This is a genomic window from Bosea sp. RAC05, from assembly GCF_001713455.1.
Lineage (GTDB): Bacteria > Pseudomonadota > Alphaproteobacteria > Rhizobiales > Beijerinckiaceae > Allobosea.
This window is the reverse complement of sequence record NZ_CP016464.1, coordinates 3,196,680-3,219,163: the sequence shown is the minus strand read 5'-3', so window position 1 is coordinate 3,219,163 and position 22,484 is coordinate 3,196,680. Positions and strand designations below refer to the sequence as shown.

Sequence of the window (22,484 nt, the reverse complement as noted above, 5' to 3'; positions counted from 1 at the left end):
TCTCGACGGATGCTCCAGATGTCTGCGGAGCCTCCTGGAGCCTCCTTCGAGACGCGCTCCTGCGGAGCGCTCCTCAGGATGAGGGCCCGGAGCGGGACGCGCGAAGCGCTTCAGGCCGTCGCCGCGCCGAGATAGGCCACCGCCGCATCGACGCCGCCCGAGCCATGGGGGATGCCCTTGGCCTGCAGCGCCATCTCGACGACGCCGAGCGTGCCCAGCACCATCGGCGCGTTGACATGGCCCATATGGGCGATGCGGAAGGCCTTGCCGCTGAGTTCGCCGATGCCGAGGCCGAGCGAGACGCCGCCGATGTCGCGGGCGAAGTCGGTGATCACGCTCGACTCGACGCCCTGGACCAGGATCGGCGTCACCGAGGGGGCGCGCTGGAGCGGATCGGTGATGTTGAAGGTCACGGCCTGGCCCTCGGCCCAGCGCGAGACGGCGGCATGGGTCGCGCCGGCGAGCAGGCGGTGGCGCTCCCAGACGGCCTCGAGCCCTTCCTCGAAGATCATGTCGAGCGCCGCGCGCAGCCCGAAGAGCAGATGCTCCGGCGCCGTGCCGCAGTGCTTCATATAGGCGAGCGTGTTCATCCGGAACGACCAGTCCCAGTAGAGCGTCTTCATCGTCGCGGTCTGGTGCGCGGCGATCGCCTTGGCGTTGGCGGCGACGAAGGCCAGCCCCGGCGAGGTCATCAGCCCCTTCTGCGAGGCCGACATGGCGATGTCGACGCCCCAGGCGTCCATCTCGAAGGGCATGCAGCCGACGGAGGCCACGCCATCGACCATGAACAGGGCCGGGTGGCCGGCTGCATCGATGGCGCGGCGCACGGCCGGGACGTCGTTGACGACGCCGGAAGCGGTGTCGATCTGCACCATCAGCACGGCCTTGATGGCGTGCCCGTCATCGGCGCGCAGTCTGGCCTCGACGGCGGCGGGGTCGATCGCGGCGCGCCAGCTCCCCGGCAGCACCTCGACATCGGCGCCCATGAAGGCCGCCATCTCGCCCCAGCCGATGGCGAAGCGCCCGCTCGCCAGCACCAGCACCTTGTCGCCGCGCGACAGCACGTTGGTCAGCGCCGCCTCCCAGCCGCCATGGCCATTGGCGGCGTAGACGAAGGTTTCGCCCGTCGTCCGGAAGACGCGCTTGAGATCGGCGAGGATGGACTCGGTGAGATCGATGATCGTCCGCGAGGCGAGTTCCTCGGCCGGGCGCATCATCGCCTGCAGCACGCGGTCGGGAATATTGGTCGGCCCCGGCATCGCGAGGATGTGCCGGCCGTTGGCGACGCTCATCTGACGGGAATCCTGTGTGGAGGCGGGGTGCCGAAGGGTGAAGACGCTGTCGCATAGCGACAGTGCCGGGTCACAAGCAAGAGCCGTGCACGCCGCAGGGTCATGCTGTTGCCGCCGATGGGCACGCATGGCGCCCCTGTCAATATTTCGCTGGCTTGGGAGCCGGCGCCGGTTCAATGGCTCGATGCTCTGGCCTGGATCGAACCGGATACCCCTCGGACATGACCGCCACCACGCCCCCCGCCCGCATCGCCCAGGCTGCCGCCATGCCGGTGCTGATCGCGCTCAGCGCGACGCATCTGCTCAACGACATGATGCAGTCGCTGATCCCGGCGATCTACCCGATCATCAAGGTGGCCTATGGCCTCGATTTCGGGCAGATCGGCCTGATCACCCTGACCTTCCAGATCACGGCCTCGCTGTTCCAGCCCCTGGTCGGCGCCTATACCGACAAGAACCCGATGCCCTATTCGATGGTCGTCGGCATGGGTTTCACCCTGTTCGGGCTCATAGGCCTCGCCTATGCCGGCAGCTACCCGCTGCTGCTGTTGTCGGCGGGGTGCGTCGGGCTCGGCTCGTCGATCTTCCATCCCGAGGCGACGCGCATGGCGCGCAATGCGTCGGGCGGGCGGCACGGGCTGGCGCAGGGCATCTTCCAGGTTGGCGGCCAGACGGGCGGGGCGCTGGGGCCGCTGCTCGCCGCCTTCATCGTCGTGCCGCGCGGCCAGGCCAGCCTGGCCTGGTTCTCGGCCACGGCGCTGCTGGCGATGGTCCTGATGACCTGGACGGCGGGGCGCTATGCCCAGCTGCGGCGCCAGCAGCAGGCGGCCGCGCCCTCGGCCAAGGCGAAAGCCGCCGCGGCGCCCCCCGTGCGCTCGGCGGCGACGGTCGCCGTCGCGGTGACGATCTTGGTGATCCTGCTGTTCTCGAAGAACGCCTATTCGCAGAGCTTCAGCTCGTTCTACACCTTCTACCTGATCGGCAAGTTCGGGGTCAGCGTGCAGACCTCGCAGATCATGCTGTTCCTGTTCCTCGGCTCCTCGGCGGCCGGCGCGATCTTCGGCGGCATCCTCGGCGACCGGATCGGCCGCAACAAGATCATCTGGTTCTCGATCCTTGGGGCGCTGCCGTTCACGCTGATCCTGCCCTTCGCGGACCTGTTCTGGACCGGCGTGCTGACGATCATGATCAACCTGATCATGTCGAGCGCTTTCGCCGCGATCCTGGTCTACGCGATGGAGCTGATGCCGGGCCGGATCGGCCTCGTCGGCGGGCTGTTCTACGGTCTGTCCTTCGGGCTGGGCGGGATCGCGGCGGCGCTGCTCGGCGAACTGGCGGACCGCATCGGCATCGCCTCGGTCTATGCGATCTGCTCCTTCCTCCCGGCGATCGGCCTGCTCGCCTGGTTCCTGCCCCGTCTCGACTCCGACGGAGCGCCGGCCCCCGGGCACTGAAGCGGGTGCGGATTGATCTGCCCCAATGCGCGCGGCGGCGGCCTCGCTAGGCTGACCCCCAAAAGCCAAGCCCCGGCCGCGTGCCGGAGGCGCGAGCGGGGGAGAGGCCATGGACGAGATCCAGAGCGAGACCAGAGCGGCGGAGCCGCGCCGGCCCGACCCGGTGGTGCGCCGCATCGGCGTGCATGAAGTGGTCGAGGCCTTTGTCGCCGGTCTCAGGGATTTCCAGGCGGCGCCGCTGTTCGGGCTGTTCTTCGGCGGAATCTATGCGCTGGGCGGGCTGTCGATCCTGCTGTCGCTGACGCGCTTCGGCATGCCCTATCTCGCCTATCCGCTCGCGGCGGGCTTCGTGCTGATCGGCCCCTTCGTGGCGGTGGGGCTCTACGAGGTGTCGCGGCGGCGCGAGGCGGGCGAGACGCTCGCCTGGGGCCAGGTGCTCGGCGTCGTCTTCGCGCAGGGCCAGCGGGAGATGGGCTGGATGGCCTTCGTCACGCTCTTCGTGATGATGATGTGGCTCTACCAGGTGCGGCTGCTGCTGGCGCTGTTCCTCGGCTTCCAGTCCTTCGCCAGCTTCGCCGGCTTCCTGACCGTGATCACCACGACGCCGGAGGGGCTGATGTTCCTGGCGGTGGGCAACCTCGTCGGCGCCGTGCTGGCGGCGACCCTGTTCTCGCTGACGGTGATCTCCTTTCCGCTGCTGCTCGACCGCGAGGTCGATTTCATCACGGCCATGATCACCAGCGTGCGGGCCGTGGCGACCAATCCGCTGCCGATGCTGGGCTTTGCGGCGGCGATCGCGGCTCTGTCCTTCGTGGCGATGCTGCCGCTCTTCCTCGGGCTCGTCGTGCTCCTGCCGGTGCTCGGCCATGCGACCTGGCATCTCTATCGGCGGGTGGTCGAGCCGGCGGCCTGAGCCGGGCGCCTGCTGTCATGACGCGTCGCAGGCTTCCTGTCAGTCTCCTCGCCAAGGAGGACCGATCATGGACGAACTGCGACCCTATCGCGCGATGGCTTTCAACAACCTCTGGGCCAATCACCGGCTGCTGACCGCCTGTGCGGCGCTCTCGCGGGCCGAGTGGGTGGCGCCGCGCACCGGGTTCTTCCCGAGCCTGCGGGCGACGCTGAACCACATCCTGATCATCGACCATTTCTATGTCGACGCGATGGAGGGCGGCACGCTCGGCCCCGCCGCCTGGGCGAACCGCGAGCCCTGTGCGACCCTGCCCGAGCTTCAGGCTGCGCAGGAGGCGATGGACCGGCGGCTGATCGCGGTGGTCGAGGCGGCGGTGGGTGAGGAGCCGGACAAGGGCGGGCTGGCGCGGATCGTCAGCGTGCATCGCGGCGCCCGCATCCAGCGCGAGCGGCTCGACCGGTTGCTGCTGCATCTGTTCCAGCACCAGATCCATCATCGCGGCCAGGCCCATGCCATGCTCAGCGGCGCATCGGTGGCGCCGCCGCAGCTCGACGAGTTCTTCTCGGTGGGCGAGGCCGATCTGCGGGCTGGCGAGTTCGCGGCGCTGGGGCTGAGCGAGGCGCGGGTGTGGGGCGAGGGCGGCTGAAGTCCCTGACTGATCCTGCGGGGTGACGGCCCGGCGAAGAGGTGCCCGCCGAAATCAGGGGACAACCCCGCGAGGGGCCCTTGAACAAAACGGGAACATCGTTGATAGTGCGGCGGTCGGCCGGTAAGGTCCGGCTCCGGTCGTGGGCCGGTTTCGATGTGCGCAGGAAATGGAGCCTCTCATGGCTGGTAGCGTCAACAAGGTCATTCTGGTCGGCAATCTCGGGCGCGACCCGGAGGTCCGCCGCCTCGGCTCGGGCGAGCCGGTCGTCAATCTGCGCATCGCCACCTCGGAAACCTGGCGCGACAAGCAGTCGGGCGAGAAGAAGGAGCGCACCGAGTGGCACTCGGTCGTGATCTTCAACGAGAACCTCGCCAAGGTCGCCGAGCAGTATCTGAAGAAGGGCTCGAAGATCTATATCGAGGGCCAGCTCCAGACTCGCAAATGGCAGGACCAGTCGGGCGTCGAGAAATACACCACCGAAATCGTGCTGCAGCGCTATCGCGGCGAACTGACCATTCTCGACAGCCGCGGCCAGGGCGGCTCGGACGAGTATGGCGAGGGCGGCGGCATGATGGAGGATCGCTCCTCCGGCTCGTCCTTCGGCCGCTCGGGCCCGATGGGCGGCGGTGGCGGCGGTTCGCGCCAGCCGGCGATGGCCGGTGGTGGCGGCGGCGCCTCGCGCTCCTCCTCGAGCCATCTCGACGACGACATCCCGTTCTAGGACCTCGCGCGGTCCCGACCCTGCGCGACCTCCGGGCCCGGGCCTCACGGCCCGCCCGGATGGCGTCTGGTGGCGTCGGGACGTCGGCTCAGCGGCAGAAATCGGCGCAGCCGGCCTCCCAGAAGGGGGCGTCGGGGCGCCGCTCCGGCATCGAGGGGCGCGGCTTGGCGCCGGGCAGATCGGCCGGCGTTGGCGCGACCAGCTCCCACCAGCGATGGGCGCATTGCGAGCGGAAGGCCATCTGCTCCGCAATCGAGGTGTCCTGCTTCGCCAGTGCCGCATCGAGGGCGGCGCAGGCTTGGCGCAGCCTCGCGTCATGGCTGTCTGAGGGCTCGTTGGCATAGTCGTGGAAGGCGGCGGTGAAGGCCTCCATCTCCTGCGCGAGCTGCGGCCAGTCGTGCCGGTCGAGATTCCAGGCGTCCATCCATTCGCGCACCACGGTCTCGACGGCCTCCGCCTTCGGCCTGTCCTTCACCTTGCGCGCCGTCGTCAGCATGTGGCGCATCAGCTCGGCCCGCGCATGCACCTGCCGGGCGGCCAGGGCCGCTGCGCGCATCGCGGCGATGGCGGCGTCCGCCTCGGCGCGCAATTCCTCGACCAGATGGGGCATGGCGGATCCTCGACGGCGGTCAGGGCAGGGTGGCGAGGCGTTCGATCATCCGCTCGAACAGCGCTGTCGCCTCGACGGTGGCGACGACATGGGCGTTAGGTTCGCGCTTCAGCCGCCCGTTCCAGTCGATCGTCGTGCGTCCGCGCAGGGAGCCTGCGCCGGTCTCGATCTCGACGTGACAGTCGCGCCCCGCAAACAGCTCCGGCCAGAGCAGGAAGGCGATGACGCAGGGGTCGTGCATCGGATGCCCGGCCGTGCCGAGCCCGCCCGGGCGCGGGCGCGTCAGCATGCCATGGACGGCCCGGCCGCTGGCCGTGCCGAGCGCGCCGATCCGCGCGACCTGCTCAGGACTCGCTATCGCCTGCAGCGTGACGCCGAGCCCCATCATCACGATCGGCCGGCCACAACCGAAGACGATCGCCGCCGCATGGGGATCGACATGAACGTTGAACTCGGCCGCCGGCGTCATGTTGCCGAGCCCCAATGCCCCGCCCATCAGCACGATGCGCCTGATCCTGGGCAGGATGTCGGGCGCCAGGCGGAAGGCCAGCGCCAGATTGGTCAGAGGTCCCAGCGGGCACAGCGTGACGCCGTCTGCGGGCGCGGCGCGGCAGAGCGCGATGATCGCCTCGACCGCATGGCCGGCCGTGACGGTGCTCGCGGGCGGGGGCAGGTCGGCCCCGGCGAGCCCGTCGGGGCCGCAGACGAATTCGGCCGTCTCCAGCGGGAACAGCAGCGGCCCCTCGGCGCCGGCATGGACGGGGACGGCCGCCGCCGCGGCCCCGACGAGATCGCGGATGCGCAGGGCGTTGGCGGTGGTCTGCGCCACCGGGACATTGCCGGCGACGGTGGTGATGGCGCGCAGGTCGAGCCGCGCGCGCGACGCGAAGGCGAGCAGCAGCGCGACGGCATCGTCCTGGCCGGGGTCGGTGTCGATGAGGATGGCTTCGCGCATCGGCTCAGGCCGCCCTGGCGTTGCCGGCCATGATCAGATGGGCGATGTCGTCGGCCTTGAGATCGCCGATCGGCCGGTCGACATATTTGCGGCCCGCGCCCATGATCACGACGCGGTCGGCCAGTGCCACCACGTCGCGCATGTTGTGGCTGATCAGGATGACGGTGCGCCCGTCGGCCTTGAGCTTGCGGATCAGGTCGAGCACCAGCGCGCTTTCCTTGACGCCGAGCGCCGCCGTCGGCTCGTCCATGATAATGATCTCGGCATTCCAGCGCAGGGCGCGCGAGATCGCCACCGCCTGGCGCTGCCCGCCCGAGAGCCGCTCGACCGGGCGGGTCATGTCGGTGACGGCGGCCGAGAGCTGCGAGAGATAGCGCTGCGATTCCGCGATCATGCGCTTCTTGTCGAGCACGCGCAGGAAGGGCAGCAGCAGGGGCCTGGTCAGCTCCGAGCCCATGAACACGTTCTGGGCGACGGAGAGCCGCGGCGCAAGCGCCAGATCCTGGTAGATCGTGGCGACGCCATGCTCCAGCGCGTCATGCGGCGAGCCGAAGGCCACCGGCTGGCCGCGCATGCTGATCGACCCCGAGGTCGGCTCCTCGGCGCCCGAGATCACCTTGATCAGGCTCGACTTGCCGGCGCCGTTGTCGCCGCAGATCGCGACGACCTCGCCGGCGAAGATGTCGAGATCGACCTCGCGCACGGCGACGACGGGGCCGTAGGCCTTGCCGATGCCGCGCAGGGAGAGGAGGGGGGTGGGGTCGGTCATGATCTGTCCGTCCGGCTACGGTGCAACGCGGCGCCATTCTCGGGCGGAGCGCAGCTCCGACCCGAGAATCTCATGCCGAGAAGGCACTGGTTTCCGAAAAGCTCGGGTCTTCGCCCGAGCCTGACGCGCATGGGTTCACTTCAGGAACTGCTGGACGTTCGTCTTGTCGACCAGCACGGCCTCCGTGAAGAGATAGGGCCCGCTGGTGACGGTTTCCTTCGGCTTCTTCTCGACGACGATGGTCTGGATCGCGTCGACCGCCTGCTTGCCCATCGCCTCGAAGGGGATGGCCACGGTCGCCAGGAAGGTCGAGGCGGGGTCGGCGATGCGGGCATAGGTTTCCTTGCCGCCATCGACCGAGACGAGCGGGATCTGGCCCTTCTTGACGCCTTGGGCCTGCAGCAGATCGTCGATGATGTAAGCCTGGCCGTCGAACGAGGCCCAGATGCCGTTGATCTTGCCCTGGTTCTGCAGCAGCAGCGCCTGCATGCCGGCCCGGACGTCGTCGCGCCAGCTCTGGGTGCGCGCCATCGAGAACTTGCCGACCTCCTTCACCGCCTGGTTCTCGGCCAGCACCGCATCGAGGATGCGGCCGCGGATGCGCGAGGCGACGTTGAGGTCGAAGCGGGCGGTGACGATGTTGCCCTGGTAGCCGAGCTGGCCGAGCAGATAGAGCGCGGCATCCGCGCCGACCTTGTATTCATTGGTCTGGATGTCGAAGAGCGCATGCGGGCTCGACCCCGACTGCACGGTGATGACGGGGATCTTGGCGTCCTTGGCGGCCTTGAACTGGGCGTCGGCCTCGACCGGCTTGCCCATGGCGATGATGATGGCGTCGACCTTCTTGGCGATCAGCGCGTCGAACTGCTCGGCATGCTTGGGCAGTGCGCCCTCCGAGTTCAGCAGCGTCACGCCCCAGCCCTTGGCCTTGGCGGCGGCGGCGGCGGCGTTGGCGACGCGGGCATGCGTCTCCGACGAGAACTGGAAGCCGATGATCCCGACCTCGAAGGCCTGCGCCTGCGAACCCAGCGCGACCATCGCGACCGCGGCCAGCAGCATCTTCCTCAATCCGAACATGTGACCTCTCCCCTCGTTCTTGTGGTGGTTCTCAGACCTTGAAGGCCGCCTTCTTCATCGCGCTGGCCGAGAAGGCGACCGAGCCGATGATGATGACGCCGAGCACGATGTCCTGGATGTAATAGGGCGCGCCGAGCAGGACCAAGCCGTTGCCGAGCACCTTCAGCACCAGCGCCGCGAACACCGTCCCGGCGATGTTGGGCTTGCCGGGCTCGAACATGGTCATGCCCAGCAGCACGGCGGCGATGGCATAGAGCAGGTAGTCGCCCGCCATGTTGGGCGCCGCCGAGGACAGGTTGGCGGCGAGCAGCGCCGCCATCAGCCCGGCGAAGACGCCCGCCAGCAGCAGGCCGATGCGCTTCATCCGGGCGGTGGCGATGCCGGCGAGCCGCGCCGCCTCGTCCGCCTCGCCGGTGGCGACCATATGCGCGCCGGTGCGGGTCCATTTCACCAGGATCCAGGCGAAGAGCGTCGCGCCGGTCATCCAGAGCACGAGATTGGGAATGCCGAAGCTGTAGCCGCGCGCCAGCCCGGTGAAGCTCACCGGCCAGCGCCCGGTGAAGGCGACGCCCTGGGTGATCATGAAGGCCAGCCCCTTGGCGATGGCCGCCGTGCCCAGCGTCATGATCAGCGAGGGGATGCGCAGCACCGTGACGCCGTAGCCGTTCAGGCTGCCGAGCACGATGCCGACCGCGATGGCGGCCCCGAAGGCGACGGCGGGCGGGTATTGCGAATGCACCATCCAGCCGCAGACGACCGCCGCCAGGCTCGCCATCTCGGCGATCGAGAGATCGAGCTCGGCGACCGTGAAGGCGAGCGCGAAGCCCAGCGCCAGGATGGCGAGGAAGCTCGTGTCCTTCAGCACGTTGATGATGTTCATCGTGCTGGCGAAATTCGGCGCGAAGAGCAGGAAGAACAGGACCAGCGCGAGCCCGGCGATGGCCGTGCCGTAGCGCCCGATCACCTCGCGAACATCGAGCCCGCTCATCGCCTCAGGCCCCCTTCGCGATGGTCGAGATCGGGGAGAGGATCTCGATGCCGCCGGTGATCGGGATCAGCGCCCCGGTCACGAAGGCAGCCGAGGGCGAAAGCAGGAAGGCGATCACGGCAGCGACATCCTCAGGTCGTCCCAAACGTCCGAGCGGCGTGCGCAGGGCCGCACCGGCGACCAGCGCATCGAACTGCTGCGCGAAGCCGCCGCGTACCATAGGCGTATCGATGATGCCGGGCGCAACCGCATTCACGCGAATCCCATGCGGGCCGAGCTGCTGGGCCATGCCGTAGGTGAGGGTCGCGACGCCGCCCTTGGCCGAGCCATAGGCGAGATTGGCCCCGCCATTGGCATGGGCGATCGAGGAGATGTGGACGATGGCGCCGCCTTCGCCCTGGCCGATCATCCGGCGCGCGGCCGCCTTCGAGATGCGGAACACGGCAGAGAGGTTGATGTCGACGAGCCGGTCCCACTCGTCATCTTCCATCTCGACCATCGGGACGGGGCGCGAGGCGCCAGCCCCGGTCACGAGATGGTCGAGCCGGCCGAAGCGCTCGACCGCGAGATCGACGCAGGCCTGGGCGAGATCGCGCTCGCGGACATCGCCGGCCAGCGTCGCGACGCCAGTACCCTGTGCAGCAAGGTCGTTAGCCAGCGCATCGAGCCCGCTCTGGTCGAGCCCCGACAGCACCAGACGGTGGCCCTGTTGCGCCAGCAGCGCGGCGAGCGCGCCGCCGATGCCGCCCGAGGCGCCCGTGACGAGCGTGACCGGTCCCGCCATGGCTTCAGGCCGCCTTCCGGTTTTCATAGGCGCGCACCAGCGCCTGGGCGCGGCGCGGTTCGACCGGGTTCAGCGTCTGGCGGTCGTATTTGATCGAGGTGCCGACGATGAAGAGCTCGGCGACCTCCGCCAGCCGCGCGATGTTCTCCTCGGCCACGCCTGTGCCGACCGCGACGGGCGTGTCGGGCACCTGCCGGGCGACGCTCTCGATTACCGCGATGTCGGCCTGCTTGCCGGCGGCCGGGCCGCCGACGCAGACGATGTCGGCGAGCCCGATGAAGACCGCGCCCGAGGCCTTCTGCTCGACGGGGCGGGTGTCGAGGTTGATCGAGAAGCCCGGCGTGACGTTGCAGATGATCCGGATGTGCTCGGCGCCGAGATTGGCGCGCAGCCGTAGCGCCCTCGCGCCGTCCGGCGTCATCATGCCGATGTCGCCGACGAGTCCGCCGGTCAGGAAGGCGCGGACGAAGCGCCCGCCCGTGGCATGGGCCACCGCGATCGAGGCGGGCGGATCGATCAGCATGTTGACGCCATGCGGCAAGGTGGTCTGCGCCTGGCATTCGGCGATCACCTCGGTCATCGCGGCGACGACCTCGATCGGCATGTTCGCCTCATAGGGCATGTCGGATTCATTGGTGTAGAGCAGCGCATGGAAGCCGGCTTCCTCGAGAATCTTCGCCTCCTCCTTGGCCTGCCTGACGATCTTCCGCATGCCGCCGGCGCGGTCGTAGAGCGGGGTGCCGGGCAGGGCGAGGGTGTGGACGCAGCCGATGAGGAGATGGTCGCGGCCGAAATCGGTCTGGACGAGGGTCTTCATGGGCGGTCAGTCCTTGCTGGCGATCAGGGGCGCGGCGTGGATGCCGGGCAGGGCGCCGGCGCTGCGCGAGAGCGTGGCGAGGTCGGCGGAGAGGGGGGCGAGCGCCGCCTCGCTGCGCCGGTAGAGCGCATACAGCGCCTCATAGGCGGCCCGGCGCGAGGGCGCCGGGGTGAAACGCCGCGCCGGCCGCACCAGCGCCTCCTGGGCCTGCGCCAGCGAGGCGAAGCGGCCGAGCCCGGTCCAGGCGACGATCGCGGCGCCGAGCAGGCCTGGCTCCCCGGAGGCGCCGACGACCACGGGCCGCCCGCAGATATCCGCCTTGATCTGGCTCCAGACCGGATTGGCCGCTGCGCCGCCGCCGAAGCGGATCTCGCCGACGGCTGAGCCGAGTGCGGCTTCGGCCCGCTCCAGCACGATCCGGTTCAGGAAGGCGACGCCCTCCAGCACGGCATAGGCCAGGTCGGTCGCGCCATGCTGGCGGCCGAGCCCGAGGATCGCCCCGCGCAGGGCGGGATTCCAGTAGGGCACGCGCTCGCCCTGGAGATAGGGCAGGAACAGCAGCGGCTGCGGATGCCGGCGTCCGGCCAAGAGCGCGTCGATGCGCTGGCCGGTCGATCCCCGGTCCTGAGCATCCCGCGCCAGCAGCGAAAGCAGCCAGGAGACGGTGTCGGCGCCGTTCTGGCTCGGCCCGCCGATCTGCCAGAGGCCACGCCAGTCGACCGTCAGCAGGCCCTCGGCCTCGACCGGCTCCAGACCGACGGCGCCCAGCACCTCCGTGGTGCCGGAGATGTTGTAGGCATAGCCCGGCCGCAGCGCGCCGAGGCCCGCCACCGCGACCCAGGTGTCGCTGGACGAGCAGAACACGGGCAGGCCGGCCAGCCGGTCGAGCGGCGCGGGCAGGCCGGGCTGCACGGGCCCGACCGGGTCGCAGGGCTCCAGCATGGGCGGCAGGAGGCCGGCGGCAAGCCCGATCGCGGCGAAGGGATCGACGCCACCGACCACCTCGCGGGAGGCCAGCAGCCGCGCCATCGAGACGGGGTCGCCGGCCTGGCGGCTGGTCAGGCGGGCGTTGAGGTAGTCCTTGGGCTCGAGCACGCAGGCGAGCGCCCGGAAGCAGGCCTCCTCCTCCTCCCGCAGCCAGGCGAGCCGCGCCAGCGGGTGAAAGGCGTTGATGCGCTGCGCCTCGGGATGGTCGCCCAGCCGCTCGCGCAGCCGCCCTGCGGCAGCCTCCGAGCGCGTGTCCTTCCAGGTCATGGCCGGGCGCAGCTGGCGCCCGTCGCGACCGAGGAAAACCTGCGTGCGGGTGACGCCGCAGATCGCGATGGCCTCGGTCTGGCCAAACAGGTCCGGCTCGGCCTGCGCGAGCTGTCCGGCCGCCTCGACGAGGATGCGCCACCAGGCGGTCGCGTCGATCTCCGACCAGCCCATACGGTCGATCGCGGTCGGGCCGAGGATCATGGCCTGTGCGCGGGTCGTGCCGGTTTCGTCGATCAGCGCGGCACGGAAACTGGTGCCGCCGAGATCGCAGGCGAGGACGACGCTCATGCGGTGGCTCCCGGGGCCGCGTCCGTGACGTCGCGATGGATGGTGAAGCGGTAGATGTCGCCGCGGATCAGGTTGTCGCTGACCTCGACCACCGCGCCATCCGCGTCCCGCGCCACGCGCTGGGACCGAAACACCGCCGTGCCCGGCGCGATCGCCAGCGGGCCGGCCTCCTCGGCGCTGACGGACCAGGGCTCCAGCGTCTCCTCGACCGTGGCGACCTGCACCCCGCGGCACTCGGCGAGATAGCGATAGAGCGAGGCGTTCTCGAGATCGGCGTCGCGCGTCTCGCCCAGCGTCGCGAGCCCGAGGCGCGAGCGCTGCAGCACGGCGGGCTGATCGTCGAGGCCGCGCAGGCGAGTGAGGTCGACGAGGCCGGCGGCGGCAGCCGGCCCAAACAGCGCCGCCTCGTCGGCGGTGGCCGGGCGGGCGCGGAGCGACAGCACGCGCGTGGTCGGCACGCGGCCGGCCATGCGCGCCTCGGTGTGGAAATCGACGAGGCTGCCGAGATGCTTGGCGATGTGGCGGGGACGGTAGAAGGTGCCCTGGCCCTGGCGGCGCTCGATCAGCCCGCGCTCCTGGAGCTGCTTCAGCGCGGCGCGGATGGTGGTACGGCTGGCGCCGTAGCGCTCGCAGAGGTCATGCTCGGAGGGCACCGCACGGGCGCCGCCGCCGCCGGCCGCGAGGCCGCGTTCGAGGCTTTCGGCGATTTCCTGGTAGCGGATCACGCGCGCATCCCGGATGAGGAGGCCTCATGAAAGATACAAATCCAATACAAGTCAAGCCGGGTTCGACACGCATGCCATGCGAACAGGGCAGGGCGCCGATGCCCGTCTCCGCGCTTGCCGGCGCGGGCGCTCGCGGCCAAGGTTCGCGCATCATGAGAACGCCCGATCCCGTCTCCGCCCTCTCCGTCTGGCTCGCTTTGGAGAGCCCCACCCATCACGCCCCCGGCGTCAACGGCATGATGGATCTCGTCGCCGCCGAGGTCGCAGGCCTGCCGATCGCGGTCGAGCGGATTCCCGGCCGCGACGGGCTCGGCGACAGCCTGATCCTGCGGGCGGGCCGCGCCACGGGCGAGGCCGGCCTCGCCGTGATGTCGCATCTCGACACCGTCCATCCCGTCGGCACGAGTACGCGCGACCTGCCCGTGCGGGTCGAGGGCGACCGGCTCTATGGGCCCGGGGTCTACGACATGAAGGGCGGGGCTTATCTCGCGCTGCAGGCCTTCAAGCAGGTCGCGCTGGCGGGCAGCGCGAAGCGGCCCCTGGTGTTCCTGTTCACGCCCGACGAGGAGATCGGCTCGCCGACCACGCGCGGGCTGATCGAGGAGATCGGCCGGGCCTCGGCCGCCGTCCTCGTCACCGAGCCGGCGCGCGAGGGCGGCAAGATCGTCACGGCGCGGAAAGGTGTGGGGCGCTTCGAGGTCAAGCTCGAGGGGCGCCCGGCGCATTCCGGCGCGCGCCACGCGGATGGCCGCAGCGCGATCCGCGAAGCCGCCCACCAGATCCTCGCCATCGAGGGGCTGACCGATTACGCCCGCGGCGTCACCACCACGGTGGCGCTGATGGGCGGCGGCACGGCGGCCAATGTCATTCCGCAGCATGCCTGGTTCAGCGTCGATCTGCGCGTCGCCACGGCCGCCGATGGCGCCGCGCTGGAGAGCCAGATCCTCGGCCTCGTGCCCAAGGACCCGGACGTCCGCATCAGCGTGACCGGCGGGATGAACCGGCCGCCCTATGAGAAATCCCCCGAAGGCGCGGCGCTGTTCGAGACGGCGCGGGCCATCGCGGCCGGCATCGGATTCGATCTGCAGGACTGCCCGATGACGGGCGGTGGCTCCGACGGCAACTTCACCGCCGCGCTCGGCGTGCCGACCCTGGACGGGCTCGGCATCGACGGCGAGGGCGCCCATACGCTGTCGGAATACGCGCTGATCTCGTCGATCGCGCCCCGGCAGGCGCTGATCAAGGGGCTGCTGGAGACGGTGTGAGCGCGGTAGCGCCGCAAGCCGGGCCGTCCCGCAGGCGTCACATCGGCCGTCATTCCTGACAAGCGGCGAAGCCGCGCTGATCCGGAATCCATCGTAGAACCAAGACCTTGGTTCGTTTTGCTCCACGATGGATCCCGGCGCTCTGTTTCGCTGCGGCCGGGATGACACGCGTCCCCGGAACAACTCGAACCTCAATGAAAAAGGGGCTGCATCGCTGCAGCCCCTTTCGTGTTTTCGCTGGCAGCGAAGCGCTTACGCTTCGCTCGCGCCCTCCGGCGCCGGGCCAGCCTCGGCCTCGCCATCCTCGCTGTCGCCCTCGTCGCCGATGCGCTCGACCGAGACGACCTTCTCGCTGGCGTCGGTGTTGAACACCGTCACGCCCTGCGTCGAACGGCCGGCAATGCGGATGCGGTTGCCCGGGCCGGCATCGACGGGGACGCGGATGACCTGGCCGCCATCGGTGACCAGCATGATCTGGTCGCGGTCCTCGACCGGGAAGGAGGCGATCAGCTTGCCGTTGCGGTCGTTGACGACCATGGCGACGATGCCCTTGCCGCCGCGGCCGGTGACCCGGTACTCGAAGGAGGAGCTGCGCTTGCCGTAGCCCTTCTCCGACACCGTCAGGATGAACTGCTCGGCGAGCTGCATCTCCAGCCGCTTGGCGCCGAGCTCGACCTCGCCGGCCGCCTCCTCGCCATCGCCATTGGCCGGTGCCTCCGCCGCATCCTCGGCCTCGCCATTGAGGGCGCGGCGTTGGGCGGCGGCGTCCTTGAGATAGGTGGCGCGCTCCTCCGGCGTGGCGTCGAGATGCTTCAGGATGGCGAGCGAGATCACCTCGTCACCCTTGCCGAGCGTGATGCCGCGCACTCCGGTGGAATCGCGGCCCTTGAACACGCGGACCTCGGTGACCTCGAAGCGGATGCACTGGCCGGCCGAGGTGGTCAGCAGCACGTCGTCGTTCTCGGTGCAGATCTGCACGTCGACGATGTGGTCGCCCTCGTCGAGCTTCATCGCGATCTTGCCGGCGCGGTTGACGTTGACGAAGTCCGACAGCTTGTTGCGCCGGACGCCGCCGGACGCGGTGGCGAACATCACGTCGAGCGTGTCCCAGCTCGCCTCGTCCTCCGGCAGCGGCATGATCGTGGTGATGCGCTCGTTTTTATCGAGCGGCAGCATGTTGACCAGCGCCTTGCCCTTGGCGTTCGGCGCCGCCAGCGGCAGGCGCCAGACCTTTTCCTTGTAGACCTGGCCCTCGGAGGAGAAGAACAGCACCGGCGTGTGGGTGTTGGCGACGAAGAGGCGGGCGACGAAATCCTCGTCGCGGGTCGCCATGCCGGAGCGACCCTTGCCGCCGCGCTTCTGCGCCCGGTAGGTCGAGAGCGGCACGCGCTTGATGTAGCCGGCATGGGACACGGTGACGACCATGTCCTCGCGGGCGATCAGGTCCTCGTCGTCGAGGTCGGAGCCCCAGTCCTGGATCACGGTGCGGCGCGGCGTGGCGAAGGCGGCCTTCACCTCGGCGAGCTCGCCCTTGATGATGTCCTGGATGCGGGCGCGCGAGCGCAGGATGTCGAGATAATCGGCGATCTCGGTGGCGAGCTTCTGCAGCTCGTCGCCGATCTCGTCGCGGCCCAGAGCCGTCAGGCGGGCGAGGCGCAGCTCGAGGATCGCCTTGGCCTGGGCGTCCGACAGGCGGTAGGTGCCGTCGGCGTTGATCGGGTGGCGCGGATCGTCGACCAGCGCGATCAGCGGGGCGATGTCCTCGGCCGGCCAGTCGCGGTCCATCAGCGAGGCATGGGCGACGGCGGGCGTCGGCGCGGTGCGGATCAGGCGGATGACCTCGTCGATGTTGGCCACGGCCGTCGCCAGGCCGCACAGCACATGGGCGCGCTCGCGGGCCTTGTTGAGCAGGAAGCGCGTGCGCCGGGAGACGACCTCCTCGCGGAACTCGACGAAGGCGACGATGAAGTCGCGCAGGTTGAGCACCTCGGGCCGGCCGCCATTGAGCGCGACGAAGTTGCAGCCGAAGGAGGTCTGCAGCTGGGTGAAGCGGTAGAGCTGGTTCAGCACGACATCGGCCAGCGCGTCGCGCTTGATCTCGATGACGACGCGCACGCCCTCGCGGCTGGATTCGTCGCGCAGGTCGGAGATGCCCTCGATGCGCTTCTCGCGCACCATGTCGGCGATCTTCTCGACCATCGAGGCCTTGTTCACCTGGTAGGGCACCTCGGTGACGATGATCGCCTCGCGCTCCTTGCGCAGCTCCTCGATATGCGTCTTCGAGCGCATCACGATCGAGCCGCGGCCGGTGTGGTAGGCGGCGTGGATGCCGCTGCGGCCCATGATCGAGGCGCCGGTCGGGAAGTCGGGGCCGGGCACGATCTCGATCAGCTCGTCGATCGTGATCTCGGGGTTGTCGATCAGCGCGACGCAGGCGTCGATGACCTCGCCGAGATTGTGCGGCGGGATGTTGGTGGCCATGCCGACAGCGATGCCGCCGGCGCCGTTGACGAGGAGGTTCGGATAGCGCGCCGGCAGGACGGTCGGCTCATGCTCCTTGCCGTCATAGTTCGGCTGGAAGTTGACCGTGTCGAGGTCGAGATCCTCGAGCAGCGGCATCGCCGCCTTGTCGAGCCTGGCTTCGGTGTAGCGATCGGCCGCCGGGCTATCGCCGTCCATCGAGCCGAAATTGCCCTGGCCGTCGATCAGCGGCAGGCGCAGCGAGAAATCCTGCGCCATGCGGACCAGCGCGTCATAGACCGCGAGATTGCCGTGCGGATGGTACTTACCCATCGTGTCGCCGACGATGCGGGCGCATTTGGTGTAGGGCCGGTCGGGCAGGTTCTTGTTCTCGTGCATCGAGAACAAGATGCGCCGGTGCACCGGCTTGAGGCCGTCGCGGACGTCGGGCAGAGCGCGGCTCACGATCACGCTCATGGCGTAATCGAGATAGCTCTTCTTCATCTCGTCGGTGATGGCGATCGGCTTGATCTCGCCGCCGAACTGCGGCTCGCCCGGGCGCTTGTCGTCTGTGTCGTCGCTCAAGGGATGGGGTCCCGATTCCGGTTGTTTTTCAAGCTTCTGGCTAGCCGATTCCGCCGGTTTAGGCCAGCCGCGCCGCCGGCTTTTCGGTGGAAAATTAAGTCAATGAAATCAGTTGCTTGAGTGTCATTTCGGAATCCCCTACCGATGCCCTCCACATTGCCGCCTTGATTGAGCGTCGGCGCGGCTCGATTTGGCCTCCGTCCGATGTGCCGGAGACTTGTCAGTTGCTCCAACCCTCATCCTGAGGAGGGCGCTTCAGCGACCGTCTCGAAGGATGGTTCAGGGGTCTCTGAGCCTCCGGGAGCATCCTTCGAGACGCGGCTGCGCAGTTCCTCAGGATGAGGGCCGAGCGCGGGCCGCCGCTCATCCGCCCCCCGGCTCTTCCTGTGCCGCGCGCGGCGTGGTCAAATCACCGCCATGCAACTGGACTTCCTCACCTCTGCGCTCGTCACCCTGCTCGTGACGCTCGACCCGCCGGGTCTGGCGCCGATCTTCCTGTCGCTGACGCAGGGCATGTCGGTGGCCGAGCGCCGGCAGGTGGCGATCCGCGCCTGCATCATCGCCTTCGGCATCCTCGCTTTCTTCGGGGTCGCGGGAGATATCGTGCTGAAGGCGCTGGGCGTTTCGCTGCCGGCCTTCCGCATCGCCGGCGGTCTGCTGCTGTTCTGGATCGCCTTCGAGATGGTGTTCGAGCGGCGCACCGAGCGCAAGCAGCAGACCGCGACCACCGCGATCACCCAGGATCACATCCGCAACGTCGCCGCCTTCCCGCTGGCGATCCCGCTGATGGCGGGGCCGGGCGCGCTGACCGCGATCATCCTGCTCGCGGGGCGGGCGGAGGGAGACCCGTTGCGGCTGGCGGCGCTGGCGATCATCTGCGGGCTGGTGATCCTCTCCTGCCTCGTCGTCTTCCTGCTGGCGACGCCGCTCGCCCGCCTGCTCGGCATCACCGGCAACATCGTCCTGACCCGCCTGCTCGGCGTCATCCTCGCGGCGCTGGCGGTGCAGTTCGTGATCGACGGGGTGCGGGCGGTGGTCCGGGCGGGGTAGGGGGCCTGAGAAAGGCGGGAGCTAGTCGCTGTCCGGGGGCCATTGCCGGGCGGCGTGCAACCCCCTCAGGATGCGGATGGTGGCGCCACCGGTAGCATAGACGACGACGTAGTTCGGCCCGACGCTCATTTCGCGGGTGCCTTCAACGCGCCCGGGGCGAAATCGGTCGGGGAATGCGATCAGCTTCGCCACTCTCGCTTCGATCTCGTCCTTCAGCCGCTGAGCAGCATCCGGGTTGTCGTCGGCGATGTAACCGACGATCGACATCAGGTCATCGCGCGCAACGGGAAGCCATTCAGGCCCTGGCAAGACGCTTCCTGTCGATCAGCGCTTGAACATCGTCCATGACCTGATCATGCGACAGGCCAGGCGCCGGGTCGGCCAGGGCCTCGCGAACCTTGGCCCGAAACCAGAGGTCATGCGCCTCCGGATCGACGGCCAGCCCTGCCGGCAGGCCGCCTTCCTTCACCACGCGGGTCAGCAGGATCCGGACTGCATCAGAAACGGACAGACCGAAACCTGCGAGCGTTTCCGTGGCCTCGGCCTTGAGCTGATCGTCGATTCGGACATGCAACATCGAGGTTCGTGCGGCCACCGTCTGTGCTCCCATCAGGACCCCACCAAGCATGTCTCTCAATTGAGAGACATGCAAGTTGTGCTGAAGAGTGCTGTGGTCGGGAGTGAGGCTACTTCTCCAGGAACGCCCGGATCGCGCCCTCCGCCTGCTTCATCGAGATGACGCCGTCGAGATGGCCGCGCGAGCCCTGGATGTGGACATGGCTGAGGTCGACGCCGCCCTTCTTCAGCGTGTCGGCGGTGCGGTCGACCATGTCGGCGGTGAAGACGAGGTCCCTGGGCTGGGTGATCAGCAGGACCGGCGCCTTGATCTTCGTGGCGGCGTCGGCGATCGAGGTGCCGCCGGCCGCGAAGAGCTGGTTGGCCTTGACCAGATAGAGGAAATGGTTGGCGTCGGAGACCTTGGCGCGGGCCTCGCCGGCATTGTCGAGGATGCTCTGGACCTGGAATTTGCTGCCGAGCGACTTCGCCGGGTCCTCGCCCTCCCTGGCCGGGCGGCGGCCGAAGGTGGCGTTGGCCCAGTCGGCATGGTTGGCCTGCAGGGTCACCACGGTCAGGGCCTTGGCGAGGCCGGCATGGGGCGGCGTCCTGCCGTAATAGTCGCCCTTGTTCCAGTTGGGGTCGACCAGGATCGGCGCGGCCCAGACGTCGAGCCAGGCGATCAGCTGCGCATCGGCCTCGCCGGCGCCGATCACCGGCATCGCCTTGGCGACCATCTCGGGGTAGCGCGCCGCCCATTCGAAGGTCTGGAGCGAGCCCATCGAGGGGCCGGCGACCAACGCCAGGCGCTTGATGCCGAGGCTCTCGACCAGGGCCTTCTGGACAGCGACGAAGTCGGCGATGGTCACGACCGGAAAGTCGAGCGCATAGGGCTTGCCGGTGTCGGGGTCGATCGAGGCCGGGCCGGTGGTGGTGGTCTTCGGATCGCCGGTGTTGAGGTTCACCAGCGTGTCGGACGAGAGGACGAAATACTTGTTGGTGTCGATCGCCTTGCCCGGGCCGATGATCGCGTCCCAATAGCCGGGCGCGGCATCCGTGGCCGCGTATTTGCCGGCGGCGTGCGAGTTGCCCGAGAAGAAGTGGCAGATCAGCACGGCGTTCGACCTGTCGGCGTTGAGCGTGCCGTAGCTCTCCCAGCCGACCTTGACGTCCTTGAGGGTGCGCCCGCTTTGCGTGGTGTAGCTTGGCAGGGTGAAGACCTTCTTCTCGGTCATCAGCTCCTGGGCCGCCGCCGGGGCGCCGCCGTTCAAGAGATCCATCGCCACCCATCCCAAAAGGCCTGCCGTGGCCGCGATCCAGTGTTTCATCGTCCGCTCTCCCGTCGCCGTCCCGGTCGGCCGTCACGCGGCCTTGCCGCATCCAAGCGCAAGGCGGCCGGCGACGGAAGGGCAAATGCGAGGCGTCAGCGCGAGGGCGCTGGCTCGGCCTCGCCGGCTGCCGCGGGCCGCAGCAGCGACTCGGCCTGGAGGTCGAAGGCGGGCGCCGCGAGCGGGCCCTTCAGGCGGAAGGGCAGCCGCAGCGGGCCGGTGGCGGGCTGCAGCAGCGCCGCCATGTCGAGCTGCGCATCGGCGAGGCCGGCCGTGCCGACGAGGGTCAGGCGGTAGCCCTGGCCGCTCATCTGCGCGTCGGCGAGGGTGAGCACGCCGTTGGCGATGGTGGCGGTGGCACCGGCGCTCTCGAACGCCGTCTTGCCCTGGCGCCAGTCGCGCAGGGCGAGCCCGGGATTGCGCTCGGCGCGGCGCATCAGCTCCGCGAAGGCGAAGCCCGACAGCTCGCCCTGGCGCAGGCTCAGGCTGCCCTTGCCGCTCAGCGAGGCGACGAGATCCGGCAGGGTGTGGCCGAGCCCGTCGAGGGCGAACTGGAGCGCGGCGGTGCCGCTCAGCCGCGCCAGCGGCGGCAGATCGGCGCCGGCGCGGCCGAGATTGAGCCGGTCGAGCCCGCCGGTGAGCTTGACGTCGACGCCGGCCGGGGTCGTGGTCGCCAGCAGGCGCCCCTTGAGGCTGCCGCCATAGGCGCTGGCGCGGCCGATCCCGGCCTCGAAGCGCCCCTTCTTGACCAGCAGATAGGTCGCGACATCGGTGAGCCTGGCGCCGTCCAGCCGCGCGGTCTCGACCGAGATGCGCAGATCGAGATCCTGCGCGGTCCAGGCTTCGAAGGGCAGGGGGGCGGCATCGGGCGCGAGCGAGGCGGAGGGCCAGGCGACCCGCCCGAGCAGACGCCCGACATCCAGCGTCGCACCCGCCAGTGTGCCCGAGAGCGCGGTCCGCCCCGCCGCCGTCGCGAGGTTGAGCGCCCCGTCGAGGCGGTCGCCGTCGAGGCGCAGGACGACATTGCTGAGGGCGGTGTCGTGGGGCCGCACGCGCAGATCGGCGCTGAGCGAGAGCGGCCCGATCGCGCTCGCCAGGCGCGGCGCCTCGCCGAACCAGCCGAGCAGGTCCGGCAGGGAGCGGGTCGCCAGCGTGAGCTGGCCGGTGGTGATCGTCTCCGGCGCGCTGCTGCGCTGGCCGTCGAACTGCAGCTTCAGGAGCGGCGCATCGACGCTCAGCAGGGTGCGACCGCGCGCCGTCGCGACCGGCCAGAGCAGGCTGATCTCGGCCGGCACGCCGCGCCAGGTGACGGTGCCCGTCACGGCCAGCGGCGCCAGCGCCTCGCGCTCGGCCAGGACCAGGTTGACGTCGCGCAGGATGCTGCGGATCGCGCCCTCCGAACGCAGGAAGACCGAGCCGGCCGTGATCACGATGCGGCTCTGGCCGCGCAGCCGCTGGAGGTCGTCGAGCGGGCCGGCCAGCCAGTCGGCCGGGCTGTCGCCGGCCTGGGCGACCGCCACGTCGAGCTGCGGCCCGACGAGGTCGATCCGGTCGAAATCGATCCGGCCGGCCAAGAGCGGCAGGAGCCGGGCCTGGGCCCGCAGCCGCAGCGCGCGGCCGGCGAGCGAGCCGTCCCGCTGGGCGAAGGCGACCTGCGACAGGCTGATCCGCGGCAGCGGCAGGAAGGCGATCTCGGCGCGCTCGAGCGCGGTCACCGTCAGGCCGGTGCGCGCCTCGATCGCCCCGATCACATGCCGCTCGACCCGCGCGACCGCGATTCCCCAGGACTGAAGGCCGAGGAGACCGAGCACGAGGATCAGGCTGTAGGCGAGGATCGAGGCGCGTCGCGTCATGAAGCTTGGGGGCGGGTATCCGTGTGGCGAGAGAGGGGGCAACGGCACGGGAGGCGCTGCGAACGCCGGCGGGCCGCCGTTCGGGAGAT

General features: G+C 69.5%; 21 protein-coding genes. 6 read left to right on the top strand and 15 right to left on the bottom strand.

From position 1 onward, the window contains the following. Positions 1-110: 110 nt before the first annotated feature. Positions 111-1,292: a pyridoxal-phosphate-dependent aminotransferase family protein gene (locus BSY19_RS18665; RefSeq protein WP_069055454.1), complete on the bottom strand. Its 1,182-nt coding sequence runs from the start codon at positions 1,290-1,292 to the stop codon at positions 111-113. Between the two features lie 221 nt (positions 1,293-1,513). On the opposite strand from BSY19_RS18665, the gene BSY19_RS18660 reads away from it, so the two are divergent. The 4 genes from BSY19_RS18660 to ssb all read left to right on the top strand — a co-directional run bounded on the left by BSY19_RS18660 (position 1,514) and on the right by ssb (position 5,029). After that, a complete protein-coding gene (locus BSY19_RS18660; RefSeq protein WP_069055453.1) occupies positions 1,514-2,746 on the top strand; it encodes an MFS transporter in 1,233 nt (410 codons plus the stop codon). A gap of 109 nt (positions 2,747-2,855) precedes the next feature. Next, entirely contained in the window at positions 2,856-3,659 is an 804-nt protein-coding gene (locus tag BSY19_RS18655) for a DUF2189 domain-containing protein (RefSeq protein WP_069055452.1), read from the top strand. Positions 3,660-3,726: 67 nt separating this feature from the next. Next, the gene (locus tag BSY19_RS18650) at positions 3,727-4,305 is read left to right on the top strand and encodes a DinB family protein (RefSeq protein ID WP_069055451.1); all 579 of its coding nucleotides are present in this window, start codon (positions 3,727-3,729) and stop codon (positions 4,303-4,305) included. A gap of 181 nt (positions 4,306-4,486) precedes the next feature. Beyond that, complete coding sequence (gene ssb, locus BSY19_RS18645) at positions 4,487-5,029, top strand: single-stranded DNA-binding protein (RefSeq protein ID WP_069055450.1); 543 nt, start codon at positions 4,487-4,489, stop codon at positions 5,027-5,029. Positions 5,030-5,117: 88 nt separating this feature from the next. Here the strand turns inward: ssb and BSY19_RS18640 are convergent, their stop codons facing one another. The 9 genes from BSY19_RS18640 to BSY19_RS18600 form a co-directional block, all read right to left on the bottom strand. After that, on the bottom strand, positions 5,118-5,639 hold the full coding sequence (locus BSY19_RS18640) for a hypothetical protein (protein ID WP_069055449.1): 522 nt from the start codon (positions 5,637-5,639) through the stop codon (positions 5,118-5,120). 19 nt (positions 5,640-5,658) lie between these two features. After that, positions 5,659-6,594, bottom strand: coding sequence for a nucleoside hydrolase (locus BSY19_RS18635; RefSeq protein ID WP_069055448.1), 936 nt, complete (start codon positions 6,592-6,594; stop codon positions 5,659-5,661). 4 nt (positions 6,595-6,598) lie between these two features. After that, on the bottom strand, positions 6,599-7,363 hold the full coding sequence (locus BSY19_RS18630; RefSeq protein WP_069055447.1) for an ATP-binding cassette domain-containing protein: 765 nt from the start codon (positions 7,361-7,363) through the stop codon (positions 6,599-6,601). Positions 7,364-7,498: 135 nt separating this feature from the next. Next, positions 7,499-8,440, bottom strand: coding sequence for a sugar ABC transporter substrate-binding protein (locus tag BSY19_RS18625; RefSeq protein ID WP_069055446.1), 942 nt, complete (start codon positions 8,438-8,440; stop codon positions 7,499-7,501). Positions 8,441-8,471: 31 nt separating this feature from the next. Continuing rightward, the gene (locus BSY19_RS18620; protein ID WP_069055445.1) at positions 8,472-9,428 is read right to left on the bottom strand and encodes an ABC transporter permease; all 957 of its coding nucleotides are present in this window, start codon (positions 9,426-9,428) and stop codon (positions 8,472-8,474) included. A gap of 4 nt (positions 9,429-9,432) precedes the next feature. Beyond that, entirely contained in the window at positions 9,433-10,212 is a 780-nt protein-coding gene (locus BSY19_RS18615; RefSeq protein ID WP_171905175.1) for an SDR family NAD(P)-dependent oxidoreductase, read from the bottom strand. A gap of 4 nt (positions 10,213-10,216) precedes the next feature. Continuing rightward, complete coding sequence (locus BSY19_RS18610; RefSeq protein ID WP_069055443.1) at positions 10,217-11,029, bottom strand: BtpA/SgcQ family protein; 813 nt, start codon at positions 11,027-11,029, stop codon at positions 10,217-10,219. 6 nt (positions 11,030-11,035) lie between these two features. After that, entirely contained in the window at positions 11,036-12,574 is a 1,539-nt protein-coding gene (locus BSY19_RS18605; protein ID WP_069055442.1) for a xylulokinase, read from the bottom strand. Then, positions 12,571-13,299 carry a GntR family transcriptional regulator gene (locus BSY19_RS18600; RefSeq protein ID WP_069055441.1) on the bottom strand — a complete coding sequence of 243 codons (729 nt, stop codon included), beginning with the start codon at positions 13,297-13,299 and terminating at the stop codon, positions 12,571-12,573. Before BSY19_RS18600 ends, BSY19_RS18605 begins: the two co-directional genes overlap by 4 nt. Before the next feature lie 152 nt (positions 13,300-13,451). On the opposite strand from BSY19_RS18600, the gene BSY19_RS18595 reads away from it, so the two are divergent. Beyond that, positions 13,452-14,564, top strand: a complete 1,113-nt coding sequence (locus BSY19_RS18595) for a M20 family metallopeptidase (RefSeq protein ID WP_069057236.1) — start codon at positions 13,452-13,454, stop codon at positions 14,562-14,564. A 252-nt stretch (positions 14,565-14,816) separates the two neighbouring features. On the opposite strand, the gene gyrA is transcribed toward BSY19_RS18595, so the two are convergent. Further along, positions 14,817-17,609: a DNA gyrase subunit A gene (gene gyrA / locus BSY19_RS18590; RefSeq protein WP_069055440.1), complete on the bottom strand. Its 2,793-nt coding sequence runs from the start codon at positions 17,607-17,609 to the stop codon at positions 14,817-14,819. A 417-nt stretch (positions 17,610-18,026) separates the two neighbouring features. Between gyrA and BSY19_RS18585 the strand changes: the two genes are divergently transcribed. Next, positions 18,027-18,659 carry a MarC family protein gene (locus tag BSY19_RS18585; RefSeq protein ID WP_069055439.1) on the top strand — a complete coding sequence of 211 codons (633 nt, stop codon included), beginning with the start codon at positions 18,027-18,029 and terminating at the stop codon, positions 18,657-18,659. A gap of 21 nt (positions 18,660-18,680) precedes the next feature. On the opposite strand, the gene BSY19_RS18580 is transcribed toward BSY19_RS18585, so the two are convergent. From BSY19_RS18580 to BSY19_RS18565, 4 genes are all read right to left on the bottom strand, one after another. Continuing rightward, positions 18,681-18,968 (bottom strand): type II toxin-antitoxin system RelE/ParE family toxin, encoded by a 288-nt coding sequence (locus BSY19_RS18580; protein ID WP_083247697.1) that lies wholly within the window; start codon positions 18,966-18,968, stop codon positions 18,681-18,683. Beyond that, positions 18,955-19,254 carry a type II toxin-antitoxin system RelB family antitoxin gene (gene relB / locus BSY19_RS18575; RefSeq protein ID WP_069057235.1) on the bottom strand — a complete coding sequence of 100 codons (300 nt, stop codon included), beginning with the start codon at positions 19,252-19,254 and terminating at the stop codon, positions 18,955-18,957. The genes BSY19_RS18580 and relB overlap by 14 nt, the downstream gene beginning before the upstream one ends. Positions 19,255-19,345: 91 nt before the next feature. After that, positions 19,346-20,494: an E22 family MetX-like putative esterase gene (locus BSY19_RS18570; RefSeq protein WP_069055437.1), complete on the bottom strand. Its 1,149-nt coding sequence runs from the start codon at positions 20,492-20,494 to the stop codon at positions 19,346-19,348. A gap of 143 nt (positions 20,495-20,637) precedes the next feature. After that, a complete protein-coding gene (locus BSY19_RS18565) occupies positions 20,638-22,395 on the bottom strand; it encodes an AsmA family protein (RefSeq protein ID WP_069055436.1) in 1,758 nt (585 codons plus the stop codon). Positions 22,396-22,484: the final 89 nt, after the last annotated feature.